The following is an 11,596-nucleotide window of genomic DNA, read 5'->3' as shown; positions in this document are numbered from 1 at the left end:
GCCCCGGCGGCCGCCGGGGGAACCGTCCGTTGTCAGGTCAGCGGGTACGACGTGCGGCCGGAGGCCTCGTCGATCTCGTCGTGCGCCTTGGTGAGCAGCTTCATCGCCAGTTCGTTCAGCGCGCGGGCACCGGCGATCTCCTCGCCCACCCTCGGCTGCTGCGCGTCGGACGGGTGGCGGCTGGCGTACCCGTGAGCGCGTACCTCGGTGCCGTCACTCAGCCGCACCATCGCGGCGGCGCGTGTGCGGTGGGTGTCCTCCTCGAATTCCAGCTCGATGTGCCATCCGACCGTGGTCTCCATCATGTCGGTCACCTCCCGGGAGTCCTGTTTCCAGGGTGCGCCCCTCCGGCCGCCCGCGCACGGCGTGCACCGCCCCGCCCGGGCCGCTCCCGAGGGCCGCGCTCAGGCGTCCTGACGGGCCTGGACGTCCAGCTCGCGCATGCCCCACATCGCCTTCGTCACCCGGCCCGCCCCGGCCCGGCCGGGGCCTCCCAGCAGCTCGGGGAGCGCACGGGGACGATCTGCCAGGACAGCCCGTACCCGTCCTTCAGCCATCGGAACGCCCGGCGCGGGCAGCCGTCAGCCGCCCGCGGGGCCGAGCGACTCGAAGCGCCACCGGTGGACCGGCCGGCTGATCAGCCCGGCGTCCGGCTCGGGCAGCTCGGGAAGCTCGTCGTCGTACGCCGCTTCCCACCAGGTCAGCACCAGCACCCGGTCCTGGGGTGCGCGCAGCAGCTCGCCGCGCAGCGGTTCCCGGGCCAGCTCGGCGACCTGATCCCGGGCCCACTCCAGCAGCTCGGCGCCCCGGCCGTCGGCGGCACGGGCCTCCCACATCAGGGCGACGGTCATGAGTAGAGGTTGTCCTTGCTGATCTCGTGCACGTGGTCGTGACCGTGGCCGTGCGCACCCGGTACATGGGTCTCCGTGACCGGCAGCGAGGAGTCCGCCGAGAGTCCCAGGTCCGACACCGGGCGGTTGCGCGCCACCATCTCGGCGCCCAGCGCCGCGACCATGGCCCCGTTGTCCGTGCACAGCCCGGGCCTGGGGACCCTCAGCCGGATCCCGGCCTTCTCGCACCGCTCCTCGGCGAGGGCCCGCAGCCGCGAGTTCGCCGCGACCCCGCCGCCGATCATCAGGTGGTCGACGCCCTCGTCCTTGCACGCCCTGACGGCCTTGCGGGTGAGGACGTCCACCACGGCCTCCTGGAAGGACGCCGCCACGTCCCGTACGGGGACGTCCTCGCCGGCCGCGCGCTTCGCCTCGATCCAGCGCGCGACGGACGTCTTGAGGCCGGAGAACGAGAAGTCGTACGCGGGGTCGCGCGAGCCGCTCAGCCCGCGCGGGAAGGCGATCGCCTTCGGGTCGCCCTCCCTCGCCAGCCGGTCGATGACCGGGCCGCCGGGGAAACCGAGGTCCAGCACCCGGGCGATCTTGTCGAAGGCCTCGCCTGCCGCGTCGTCGATGGTCGCGCCCAGCGGCCGTACGTCGTTGGTGATGTCCGGCGCCAGCAGCAGCGAGGAGTGACCGCCGCTCACCAGGAGCGCCATCGTCGGCTCGGGGAGGGGGCCGTGCTCCAACTGGTCGACGCAGATGTGCGAGGCCAGGTGGTTCACCCCGTAGAGCGGCTTGTTCAGCGCGTAGGCGTACGCCTTGGCGGCCGAGACACCGACGAGGAGCGCCCCGGCGAGCCCGGGTCCTGCCGTGACCGCGATGCCGTCGAGGTCGCGGGCGCTGATCCCGGCGTCCTTCAGGGCGCGCTCGATGGTGGGGACCATCGCCTCCAGGTGGGCCCGGGAGGCGATCTCCGGGACGACGCCGCCGAAGCGTGCGTGGGTGTCGACGCTGGACGCGACGGCGTCGGCGAGGAGGGTCGTGCCGCGCACGATGCCGACGCCGGTCTCGTCGCAGGAGGTCTCGATACCGAGTACGAGCGGTTCGTCAGCCATCAGTCTGTCTCTGTTCCTTGTACGGTCAGGCGCATGACGAGTGCGTCGATGTTCCCCGGCTGGTAGTAGCCCCGGCGGAAGCCGATGGGCTCGAAGCCGAAGCGTTCGTAGAGCTTCTGCGCGCGGGTGTTGTCGACACGGACCTCCAGGAGCACGGCGGTGCACTCGAAGGCGGTGGCGTGCCGGAGCAGGTCCGTCAGGAGCTCGGAGCCGAGGCCGCCGCCCCACTGCCCGCGGCTGACCGCGATCGTCTGGACGTCGGCGAGGTCGCCGGCCGAGGCGAGGCCCGCGTAGCCGACGATCCTGCCGTCGGCGGGGTCCTCGGCGACGACGTAGCGGTGGGTGGCCCGGGGGCCCCGCGCGCGGGCCAGTTCGGACCAGAACATGCCGGCCGACCAGGCGTCATCGGGGAACAGCTCGTGTTCCAGCTCCAGCACCGGCTCGATGTCCCACCAGCGCATCTCCCGGAGCACAGCGGTCGTGGTGGTCACTTGGGCGTGACCACCTTGTAGTTCTTCGGGACCTGCGCGTCGGGCCTGCGCAGATAGAGCGGCTGGGGCGGCAGCAGGGCCGCGCCGGCGGTCAGGCGTTCGACGGCCAGGGCGGCCAGGGCGCCCGCGGAGACGTGTTCCGGGCCGCGTGCGTCGGGGAAGGCCTCGGGGTAGAGCAGCGCGCCCGCGCCGACGACGGGCAGTCCCGCCAGCAGGTCCGAGACGTCACCGGGCCGGTCGACGGCCGGCTCGCCGTCCCGGGTGCGGGAGTCCTCGTACCGCGCCCAGTAGACCTCCCTGCGGCGCGCGTCGGTCGCCACGGCGAAGGGGCCTTCGAGGCCCTCCCGGCCGGCGGCGTAGGCGAGGGCGTCGAGGGTGCACAGTCCGTGCACGGGCACGGAGAGGGCGGAGCCGAAGGTCGCCGCGGTGACCAGGCCGACGCGCAGCCCGGTGTACGGGCCGGGGCCGACCCCGACGGCCACGTCGGTCACGGCGCCGAGTTCCACCCCGGCCTCCGCGAGGACCCGGTCGACGGCGGGCAGCAGCAGCTCCCCGTGCCTCCGGGCGTCGACCTGGCCGGTCTCGGCGATGACGGACGTCCCGTCGTGGAGGGCGGCGGTGACGGCGGGGGTGGCGGTATCCATGGCGAGCAGCAGCACACGAACAGCCTACGGCTCCGCCGACTCGGCCACCGCAGCGTCCCGGTCCCCCCGTCCGCTGCTGGTACCGTCGCCGCGTATACGCGTGTACGACGTAAATGCTTGTACGACATGTGACGAACGCATGTGAAAGGGGACCTCACGGTGGCAAGGGGCAGCTCGGGAATCGTGGCCGGGCTCACCGCCGCGGCGGTGGCCGCGGTCTGTTTCCTCGCCTACCAGGCGTCGGCCAGCGCACCCGACTCGGTCGCCTCGTCCCCGGCCCAGGCTTCCGGACCGACGGCCGCGGCCCCCTCCGCGAAGCCGGAGCCGACGAAGCAGCCGCTCGCGGTCCCGGCGGACTCCGACACGGGAGCCCGCGTCGTGTACGCGCTGAAGGACCGCCGCGTGTGGATCGTGGACGACCAGGAGAAGGCTCTCCGGACGTTCACCGTCATGCCGAGTTCGGTGAGCCCGCCGCCCGGCGTGTACCAGGTGACCTCGCGCTCCGGCAGCATCAAGGGTTCGGACGGCGTCCCGATCGAGCACGTGGTGCGGTTCGCGAACGTCGAGGACGTGTCCGTCGGCTTCAGCGCCGCGCAGGACGACTCCATGCAGCCCCCCGATCCCACGATGAGGACCGGCGGGGTGCGTATGAAGAGGGCCGACGGCAACGTGCTGTGGACGTTCGCCACCGTCGGTGTGAAGGTCGTCGTCGTCCCGTGAGGCCCCCCGGCCCGGGGCGGGGCTCACGCCGCGTCGCGGCCCGCTCCGTGCTGTAGGTCCTCGGTGTCGCCCTCGTCGGCGCGGTCGTCCGACGGCGGTGTCGACACCGCCGTCGCGGCCGCGCAGGAGGCCAGCAGGTCCTTCATCGACACCGCGGACACCGACGGTGGCTCCGCCTGCGACGACTGCGGCTGCACTTCACGCTCGGGTGCCGGCATGGATGCCTCCTCGGGCTTCGGTGAGAGACGTGGTTAGGCAGACCTAACCAATCCCTGTACCCCATGTGACCACGCCGAGCGCCCCCGGCGCAACATTTTACCGACGTCCTGTCGGAAAGCGTCGGGAGACAGTGGCCGGAAGCGCTCCACGCGGCGGGCCCGGCCCCCTATCGGAGGGCCGCCAGTTCCGCGCCCAGCCCGGCCCACCGCGCGCCGATCCCCACCAGGGTCACGGTGCGGCGCTCGTCGTCCGTGTCCCCGACCGCCCGGTCGATCACCACGCGCAGCCGGTCCTCCGACAGCTCCTCGACCTTGCCGTCGCCCCACTCGACGACGACCACCGACTCGGGCAGCGACACGTCGAGGTCCAGGTCCTCCATCTCGTCGAGGCCGCCACCCAGGCGGTAGGCGTCGACGTGGACCAGGGCGGGGCCCTCCCCCAGCGGCGGATGGACACGGGCGATCACGAAGGTCGGCGAGGTGACGGCGCCGCGCACCCCGAGGCCTTCGCCGAGGCCCCGGGTCAGGGTGGTCTTGCCCGCGCCGAGCTCGCCGGTGAGCATCACCAGGTCTCCGGGGGCCAGCACACCGGCGATCCGGCGGCCCAGTTCCTTCATCTCTTCGGGGGACTCGACGGCGACGTCCAGGGTGACGGTGCCCGGTGCGGTGGACTCGGTCACCGGGCCGTTGTGCGCTGTTTCCATGCCGACCAACGGTAGAGGATCGGCGCGCCCGGAAGTCCTGCCCGCGGGTCCTGCGCCCCGAGGGCGCGGCCGGCCGTCTCAGCCGGCCGGGACGGCACCGATCCGTACCAGCAGGTCCGCGAGCCGGTCGGTCACCGTCTCCGGGTGCTCCAGCATCACCAGGTGCCCGGCGTCCGGCACGATGACCAGCTCCGCTTCCGGAAGCTGGTCCGCGATGGCCTCGCTGTGCGAACTCGGGGTCACGAGATCCTTGTCACCGGCCAGGATCAGCACGGGGAGCCCCCGGAAGGCGGGCAGCGCCCCGCTCTTGTCGTGGTCCGTGAAGGCCGGGTAGAACTCGGCGACCACGTCGATCGGGGTCGACTCGATGAGCCGCTCGGCGAACCTCGCGACCGCCGGGTCGACGTCACGCGATCCGAACGAGTACCGCTTGATCAGCCCCGCGAACAGGTCGGCGGTCGCCCGGCGCCCGCGCTCCACCAGCTCGGCCTGCGACCCGAGTGCCTTCAGCACCCCGGGCAGCACCCGGCGCACCGCGTTCACGCCCGCCACCGGCAGCCCGAAGTTCACTTCGCCGAGCCTGCCGCTCGACGTCCCGACGAACGCGACCGCGGCCACCCGGTCGCGGATCAGCTCCGGGTACCGGTCGGCGAGCGCCATCATCGTCATGCCGCCCATGGAGTGCCCGACCAGGACCAGCGGCCCCTCCGGCGCCGCCGCGTCGAGGACCGCCTTGAGGTCGCGGCCGAGCTGGTCGATGCCGAGCGCCTCACCCCCGGCCTGCGCCCTGCCCCGCTCGGAGCGGCCGTGGCTGCGCTGGTCCCAGTGGACCGTGCGCACCAGACCGCGCAGCGCGGCCCGCTGGAAGTGCCACGAGTCCTGGCCGAGGCAGTAGCCGTGGCTGAAGACGACCGTCAGGGGCGCGGGGTCCTTGCTGCCGAAGAGCCTGCGCCGGCGCGGGCCGGAGCCGGCGGGGGTGCCCACCCCGGGGCCCCCGCCCGGGCGGCTCGTGCCGCCGTCGGGTTCGATCTCGTCGACCTCGTAGTACAGCTCGGTGCCGTCGTCCGCGACCGCCCGGCCGGGCAGTCCGCGCAGGGAGCCGTACGGGCCGGAGGCGTCCAGGGCGAGGCGCGCCTTCTTGCGCATCCCCCGGCCCACGGTGAGCCGCTCGACGGCGACGCCCGCCGCCGCCCCCGCGGCGATGACGCCTATCGCCGCCCCGGCGAAGCCCGCCCGGCGCCAGCCGGCCGCCGCGACGGCCGCCGTCGTCACCACGTCCTCGGCGCTGGTCTCGCTCACCGTGCCGTGCTCCTTCGTCGTCGTTGTCGTCGTCGGACCGTGCTCCGGCCGGGCCGGCTCTCAGTCCCCGCGGGAGTCCTCGTGGAGGTGGACGCGCGGGACCCGTGCGCCGATGCGCGTGACGATCTCGTACGCGATCGTGTCCGCCGCGCCCGCCCAGTCCTGTGCGCTCGGTTCGCCCCGGTCCCCCGGCCCGAACAGCACCGCTTCCGCGCCCGCGTCGAGGGTGTCGCCGCCGAGGTCCACCACGAACTGGTCCATCGCGACCCGGCCCGCGATCCTCCGGACGGCGCCACCCACGAGGACGGGGCCCCGGCCCGAGGCGTGGCGCGGGATGCCGTCCGCGTAGCCGACCGGCACCAGCGCGAGCGTCGTCTCGGCGGAGGTCGTGTAGTGGTGCCCGTAGCTGATGCCGTGGCCCGGGGGCACCTGCTTGACGAGCGCCACCGAGGCGGCGAGCGTCATGACGGGCCGCAGCCCGAAGTCGGCCGGGGTGCCCAGTTCGGGGCTGGGCGAGATGCCGTACATGGCGATACCGGTGCGTACGAGGTCGAAGTGGGACTCGGGCACGGTGAGCGTCGCCGGCGAGTTGGCGATGTGCCGCACCTCGGGCCGGACGCCCTCCTTCTCCGCGTACGCCACCATGTCGCGGAAGACGCTCAGCTGGGCGGCGATCGAGGGGTGGCCCGGCTCGTCGGCGCAGGCGAAGTGCGACCAGAGACCGGCGACGCGCAGGACTCCGGCGTCCTCGGCCGCGCGGGCCGCCGTGACGAGTGCGGGCCAGTCCGCGGGCTGGCAGCCGTTGCGCCCCAGGCCCGTGTCGGCCTTGAGGTGGATACGGGCCGGGACCCCGGCCTCCGAGGCGGCGGCGGCCACCTCGTCCAGCGCCCACATCCCGCTCACCGAGACGTCGATGCCGGCTTCGACCGCCTGGCGCCACGGGCCGCCCGGCGTCCACAGCCAGCACATCATCCGGCCGCCGATCCCGGCTTCCCGCAGGGCGAGCGCCTCCTGCGGGGTGGCGGTCCCCAGCCAGGCCGCCCCGGCCTCGACCGCCGCCCTGGCGCAGGGCACCGCCCCGTGCCCGTACGCGTCGGACTTCACCACGGCCATGAGCTGTGCCCCGGACGCCCGCGCGCGCAGGGCGCGCACGTTGGCGCGCAACGCGGCGAGGTCGATCTCGGCGCGGGCTCTCAGGGTCGCTGTCTCGTTCATCGCGCCCAGTGTCTCAGAGCCGTACGCCTGTGCCCTCGACCTCTGTGCCCGGTGAGGCGGTCACCGGTGGTCGAGGGCGTCCTCCAGGTGGCCGACGAGGACCGGGACATGGCTGGCCGGGACGTCCTTCACGGCCGTGACGAGGGTGACGGGCCCGCCCCGGCGCAGCAGGGCGAGCAGCCCCTCGACGGCCTCGGTGTGGTCGGGGTCACCGAGCTCGGTGCGGTAGCGGTCCACGAACTCGTCGTACCGGTCGGCGGAGCGGTCCTCGTGGTACCAGGTGCGGAGTTCCTTCGACGGTGCCACGTCCTTAGCCCACAGGCCGACCGCCGCCTGCTCCCTGGAGATGCCGCGCGGCCAGAGCCGGTCGACCAGGACCCGGGTGCCGTCGTCGTCCTCCGGCGGGTCGTAGACCCTGCGTACGCGGATGCCGCTGCCACTGCCCACGGCCGATCACCGTCCCGTTCCCTCTGCTCCGGCTCCGGTCTCCAGCGTGGATCAGCCCCGCACGTCCCGCCAGGCCGCCGGTACGGCGTCCGCGACGTCCTGCGCGGAGACCGGGGCCCCGTCAGACGCCCGGCGTGCCGCGAGTCCGTGCAGATAGGCGCCCACCGACGCGGCGTCGAGCGGCGCCAGGCCGGCGGCCAGCAACGAGCCGGTGAGCCCGGACAGCACGTCGCCGCTGCCCGCCGTGGCGAGCCAGGACGTGCCGGTCGGGTTGACGCGGACGGGCAGGTCACCCGGCTCCGCGACGAGGGTGGTCGAGCCCTTCAGCAGCACGGTGGCCCGGTAGCGCGCGGCCAGTTCCCGCACGGCGGCGAGCCGGCCTGCCTCGACCTCCTCGCGCCCCACCCCGAGCAGCGCCGCCGCCTCTCCGGCGTGAGGGGTGAGGACGGTGGCCGCGGACCTGGCGCGTACGGCGTCGGCGTCCATCAGCCGCAGCCCGTCCGCGTCGACCAGTACGGGGACGTCCGAGGCCAGCACGTCGGACACCGCTCCGGCCGCCGCCGTCGAGTCGCCGAGCCCCGGCCCGACCACCCAGGCCTGCACCCTCCCGGCCTTCGACGGCGGGCCGGGGTGCACCAGCGTCTCCGGGAAGCGGGCGATCACCGCGCCGGCTCCGGGGCCGGCGTAACGCACGGCTCCCGCTCCGCCGTGCAGCGCCCCGGCGACCGCGAGAACGGCCGCGCCCGGATACCGCTCCGAGCCGGCGGCCACACCGACGACCCCGCGCCGGTACTTGTCGCTCTCGGCGCCCGGCACGGGCAGCAGGGCGGCCACGTCGGCGTACTGGAGTGCCTCCAGGTCAGGGCGCCCGGGCAGGTGTGCCGCCAGGCCGATGTCGACGAGCCGGAGCGCGCCCGCGTGCCCGGCGGCCGGGTCGATGAGCAGCCCCGGCTTGTACGCACCGAAGGTGACGGTCGCGTCCGCCCGTACGGCCGCGCCGAGCACCTGGCCGGTGTCCGCCTCGACACCGCTCGGCAGGTCCACCGCGAGCACGGGCGCGTGTCCCGTGGTGACCGCGCGCACCAGTTCCGCCGCCCCGGGGCGCAGGCCGCCGCGGCCCCCGCTCCCGGTGATGCCGTCGACGACGAGGTCCACGGGTCCGAAGGCCCCCAGGTCCGGGCCGTCGAGTACCTGCCCGCCCGCCGCCAGCAGGGCGGCCGACGCGGCCGGGTGGACCTTGTCCGGCGAGGTCAGCAGGGCGCGCACGCCGGCTCCGCGCCGGGCCAGCCGGGCACCGGCGTACAGGGTGTCGCCACCGTTGTCGCCGCTGCCGACGAGGAGGAGCACCCGGGATCCGTACACCCGTCCGTTGCGCCGGAGCAGGTCACCGCAGGCCACCGCGAGTCCGGCGGCGGCGCGCCGCATGAGGGTCCCCTCCGGCAGCCGTGCCATGAGCGCCTTCTCGGCGGCCCGTACGGTCTCGACGCTGTAGGCATGTCGCATGTCCTCAACCCTCCGCGATCACCACGGCCGACGCCACCCCCGCGTCGTGACTGAGCGACACGTGCCAGTTGCGGACGCCGAGTTCGGCCGCCCGCGCCGCGACGGTGCCGCGGACCTCCAGGCGCGGGCGCCCGCTGTCCTCGACGCAGACCTCGGCGTCGGTCCAGAGCAGCCCGGCCGGCGCGCCGAGCGCCTTGGCCAGGGCCTCCTTCGCGGCGAACCTGGCCGCCAGCGAGGCGATCCCCCGCCGCTCCCCGCCCGGCAGCAGCAGCTCCCGCTCCAGGAAGAGCCGCTCGGCCAGCTGGGGTGTGCGTCCCAGCGCGGCGCCGAAGCGTTCGATTCCCGCCACATCGATCCCGACCCCAATGATCACGCGTGCTCACTCACTCACTCGACTGTCACGGACTTCGCCAGATTGCGCGGCTGGTCCACCTCGTTGCCCCGGGCGGTCGCCAGCTCGCAGGCGAACACCTGCAACGGCACCGTGGCGACCAGCGGCTGAAGCAGCGTAGGCGTAGCCGGGATCCTGATGAGGTGATCGGCGTACGGGACGACCTCCTCGTCGCCCTCCTCGGCGATGACGACGGTACGGGCGCCCCGCGCCCTGATCTCCTGGATGTTCGACACGATCTTGTCGTGCAGCACCGAACGGCCGCGCGGGGACGGCACGATCACGACGACGGGCAGCCCCTGCTCGATCAGCGCGATCGGCCCGTGCTTGAGCTCCCCCGCGGCGAACCCCTCGGCATGCATGTACGCGAGCTCCTTGAGCTTCAACGCGCCCTCCAGGGCCACCGGGTAGCCCACGTGCCGGCCCACGAAGAGCACCGTTCCGTGGGCTGCCAGGGAGCGGGCCAGTTCACGGACCGGCTCCATGGTCCCCAGTACGCGTCCGACCGCGCCGGACATCTCCGAGAGCTGGCGTACGACGGTGCGGATCTCGTCGCCCCACTTGGTGCCGCGTACCTGCCCCAGGTACAGCGCGACGAGGTAGCAGGCGACGAGCTGGGTCAGGAACGCCTTGGTGGAGGCGACGGCGACCTCCGGCCCGGCGTGCGTGTAGAGGACGGCGTCCGACTCCCTGGGGATGGTCGAACCGTTCGTGTTGCAGATCGCGAGGACCTTAGCCCCCTGCTCGCGGGCGTGCCGGACCGCCATCAGCGTGTCCATCGTCTCGCCCGACTGCGAGATGGCGACGACGAGGGTGCGCTGGTCGAGGATCGGGTCGCGGTAGCGGAACTCGCTGGCGAGCTCGGTCTCGCAGGGCAGCCGTGTCCAGTGCTCGATGGCGTACTTGGCGATCATCCCGGCGTGGTAGGCGGTCCCGCAGGCGACGACGACGACCTTGTCGACCTCGCGGAGCACTGCCTGCGGGATGCGCACCTCGTCGAGGCGGAGGGTCCCCGAGCCGTCGATCCGGCCGAGCAGGGTGTCGGCGACGGCCTTGGGCTGGTCGGCGATCTCCTTCAGCATGAAGGAGGCGTAGCCGCCCTTCTCCGCCGCCGAGGCGTCCCAGTCCACGTGGTACTCGCGTACGTCGGCGGGCCGGCCGTCGAAGCCCGTGACCGTCAGCCCGTCCCGGCGCAGCTCGACCACCTGGTCCTGTCCCAGCTCGATCGCGTCCCGCGTGTGCTCGATGAAGGCGGCCACGTCGGAGGCGAGGAACATCTCCCCGTCCCCCACGCCCACCACCAGCGGCGAGTTGCTACGGGCCCCCACCACCGCGTCGGGCTCGTCGGCGTGCACCGCGACCAGGGTGAACGCGCCCTCCAGCTGCCGGCACACCTGGCGCATGGCCTCACCGAGTTCACCGCCCGACGAGTACGCCTCGGCGAGCAGGTGGGCCACCACCTCGGTGTCGGTCTCGGAGGTCAGCTCGTGGCCCCGCCCGGCCAGTTCCTCGCGCAGGGCGGCGAAGTTCTCGATGATCCCGTTGTGCACGACGGCGACCCGGCCGGCGTTGTCGAGGTGCGGGTGGGCGTTGGCATCGGTGGGCCCGCCGTGCGTGGCCCAACGGGTGTGCCCGATCCCGGTGTTCCCGGCCGGCAGCGGCCGGTCCTTGAGTTCCTTCTCCAGGTTGAGGAGCTTCCCCGCCTTCCTGGCCGCGGCGAGGCCCCCGTCCGCGAGGACGGCGACCCCCGCGGAGTCGTATCCCCGGTACTCCAGCCGCTTCAGCCCCGCGACGACGACATCCTGTGCCGACTGCACCCCGACGTAACCCACGATTCCGCACATATCGGCACCATAAGGCCCGTACCGTCCCTCTGCCCGGCTTCCGACATGCCCGAGCGGCCCGGCCGACCGGCTCCGAGTGGACAGCCGCCCCAGTGGCCGGCGCGGCTCCGGACGAGGAGAAGCCGGTGCCCGCCTACCGACGGCGAACGTCCTCCCTCGGTGGTGACGCCTC

The 11,596-nt window shown here is 73.7% G+C and carries 15 protein-coding genes; 1 reads left to right on the top strand and 14 read right to left on the bottom strand.

The features are described from left to right. Positions 1–32 precede the first annotated feature (32 nt). From ACHFIV_RS02405 to tsaB, 6 genes are all read right to left on the bottom strand, one after another. On the bottom strand, positions 33–305 hold the full coding sequence (locus tag ACHFIV_RS02405) for a DUF1876 domain-containing protein (protein WP_203182026.1): 273 nt from the start codon (positions 303–305) through the stop codon (positions 33–35). Between the two features lie 99 nt (positions 306–404). Beyond that, entirely contained in the window at positions 405–557 is a 153-nt protein-coding gene (locus tag ACHFIV_RS02400) for a hypothetical protein (protein ID WP_398962724.1), read from the bottom strand. Positions 558–581: 24 nt separating this feature from the next. Then, entirely contained in the window at positions 582–851 is a 270-nt protein-coding gene (locus ACHFIV_RS02395; protein WP_398962721.1) for a hypothetical protein, read from the bottom strand. Beyond that, positions 848–1,948: a tRNA (adenosine(37)-N6)-threonylcarbamoyltransferase complex transferase subunit TsaD gene (tsaD, locus tag ACHFIV_RS02390; protein ID WP_398962718.1), complete on the bottom strand. Its 1,101-nt coding sequence runs from the start codon at positions 1,946–1,948 to the stop codon at positions 848–850. Before tsaD ends, ACHFIV_RS02395 begins: the two co-directional genes overlap by 4 nt. Beyond that, positions 1,948–2,439 carry a ribosomal protein S18-alanine N-acetyltransferase gene (rimI, locus tag ACHFIV_RS02385; protein WP_398962716.1) on the bottom strand — a complete coding sequence of 164 codons (492 nt, stop codon included), beginning with the start codon at positions 2,437–2,439 and terminating at the stop codon, positions 1,948–1,950. Before rimI ends, tsaD begins: the two co-directional genes overlap by 1 nt. Then, positions 2,436–3,083 carry a tRNA (adenosine(37)-N6)-threonylcarbamoyltransferase complex dimerization subunit type 1 TsaB gene (gene tsaB, locus ACHFIV_RS02380; protein WP_398964168.1) on the bottom strand — a complete coding sequence of 216 codons (648 nt, stop codon included), beginning with the start codon at positions 3,081–3,083 and terminating at the stop codon, positions 2,436–2,438. The genes rimI and tsaB overlap by 4 nt, the downstream gene beginning before the upstream one ends. 159 nt (positions 3,084–3,242) lie before the next feature. Between tsaB and ACHFIV_RS02375 the strand changes: the two genes are divergently transcribed. Further along, positions 3,243–3,803, top strand: a complete 561-nt coding sequence (locus ACHFIV_RS02375; RefSeq protein ID WP_398962713.1) for a hypothetical protein — start codon at positions 3,243–3,245, stop codon at positions 3,801–3,803. Between the two features lie 23 nt (positions 3,804–3,826). On the opposite strand, the gene ACHFIV_RS02370 is transcribed toward ACHFIV_RS02375, so the two are convergent. The 8 genes from ACHFIV_RS02370 to glmS all read right to left on the bottom strand — a co-directional run bounded on the left by ACHFIV_RS02370 (position 3,827) and on the right by glmS (position 11,424). Beyond that, positions 3,827–4,021: a hypothetical protein gene (locus ACHFIV_RS02370; protein WP_398962710.1), complete on the bottom strand. Its 195-nt coding sequence runs from the start codon at positions 4,019–4,021 to the stop codon at positions 3,827–3,829. A gap of 167 nt (positions 4,022–4,188) precedes the next feature. Further along, positions 4,189–4,725 carry a tRNA (adenosine(37)-N6)-threonylcarbamoyltransferase complex ATPase subunit type 1 TsaE gene (gene tsaE, locus ACHFIV_RS02365; RefSeq protein ID WP_398962707.1) on the bottom strand — a complete coding sequence of 179 codons (537 nt, stop codon included), beginning with the start codon at positions 4,723–4,725 and terminating at the stop codon, positions 4,189–4,191. Positions 4,726–4,803: 78 nt separating this feature from the next. Then, a complete protein-coding gene (locus ACHFIV_RS02360) occupies positions 4,804–6,024 on the bottom strand; it encodes an alpha/beta fold hydrolase (protein ID WP_398962704.1) in 1,221 nt (406 codons plus the stop codon). A 60-nt stretch (positions 6,025–6,084) separates the two neighbouring features. Next, complete coding sequence (gene alr, locus ACHFIV_RS02355; protein ID WP_398962701.1) at positions 6,085–7,239, bottom strand: alanine racemase; 1,155 nt, start codon at positions 7,237–7,239, stop codon at positions 6,085–6,087. A gap of 60 nt (positions 7,240–7,299) precedes the next feature. Beyond that, positions 7,300–7,686: a DUF488 domain-containing protein gene (locus tag ACHFIV_RS02350; protein WP_398962698.1), complete on the bottom strand. Its 387-nt coding sequence runs from the start codon at positions 7,684–7,686 to the stop codon at positions 7,300–7,302. A 51-nt stretch (positions 7,687–7,737) separates the two neighbouring features. Then, on the bottom strand, positions 7,738–9,189 hold the full coding sequence (locus ACHFIV_RS02345; RefSeq protein ID WP_398962695.1) for an NAD(P)H-hydrate dehydratase: 1,452 nt from the start codon (positions 9,187–9,189) through the stop codon (positions 7,738–7,740). A gap of 4 nt (positions 9,190–9,193) precedes the next feature. Then, a complete protein-coding gene (locus tag ACHFIV_RS02340) occupies positions 9,194–9,562 on the bottom strand; it encodes a holo-ACP synthase (RefSeq protein WP_398962692.1) in 369 nt (122 codons plus the stop codon). 14 nt (positions 9,563–9,576) lie between these two features. Continuing rightward, complete coding sequence (glmS, locus tag ACHFIV_RS02335; RefSeq protein WP_398962689.1) at positions 9,577–11,424, bottom strand: glutamine--fructose-6-phosphate transaminase (isomerizing); 1,848 nt, start codon at positions 11,422–11,424, stop codon at positions 9,577–9,579. Between the last annotated feature and the right edge of the window lie 172 nt (positions 11,425–11,596).

This window comes from Streptomyces sp. ALB3 (assembly GCF_044385685.1).
Lineage (GTDB): Bacteria > Actinomycetota > Actinomycetes > Streptomycetales > Streptomycetaceae > Streptomyces.
This window is presented reverse-complemented; position numbering and strand designations above follow the sequence as displayed.

What these genes read in the sequence shown, in the direction of transcription:
- ACHFIV_RS02405 (WP_203182026.1), bottom strand. Translation starts at nt 305, where the DNA reads ATGATGGAGACCACGGTCGGATGGCACATCGAGCTGGAATTCGAGGAG.
- ACHFIV_RS02400 (WP_398962724.1), bottom strand. Translation starts at nt 557, where the DNA reads ATGGCTGAAGGACGGGTACGGGCTGTCCTGGCAGATCGTCCCCGTGCG.
- ACHFIV_RS02395 (WP_398962721.1), bottom strand. Translation starts at nt 851, where the DNA reads ATGACCGTCGCCCTGATGTGGGAGGCCCGTGCCGCCGACGGCCGGGGC.
- tsaD (WP_398962718.1), bottom strand. Translation starts at nt 1,948, where the DNA reads ATGGCTGACGAACCGCTCGTACTCGGTATCGAGACCTCCTGCGACGAG.
- tsaB (WP_398964168.1), bottom strand. Translation starts at nt 3,083, where the DNA reads ATGGATACCGCCACCCCCGCCGTCACCGCCGCCCTCCACGACGGGACG.
- ACHFIV_RS02370 (WP_398962710.1), bottom strand. Translation starts at nt 4,021, where the DNA reads ATGCCGGCACCCGAGCGTGAAGTGCAGCCGCAGTCGTCGCAGGCGGAG.
- tsaE (WP_398962707.1), bottom strand. Translation starts at nt 4,725, where the DNA reads ATGGAAACAGCGCACAACGGCCCGGTGACCGAGTCCACCGCACCGGGC.
- alr (WP_398962701.1), bottom strand. Translation starts at nt 7,239, where the DNA reads ATGAACGAGACAGCGACCCTGAGAGCCCGCGCCGAGATCGACCTCGCC.
- ACHFIV_RS02345 (WP_398962695.1), bottom strand. Translation starts at nt 9,189, where the DNA reads ATGCGACATGCCTACAGCGTCGAGACCGTACGGGCCGCCGAGAAGGCG.
- glmS (WP_398962689.1), bottom strand. Translation starts at nt 11,424, where the DNA reads ATGTGCGGAATCGTGGGTTACGTCGGGGTGCAGTCGGCACAGGATGTC.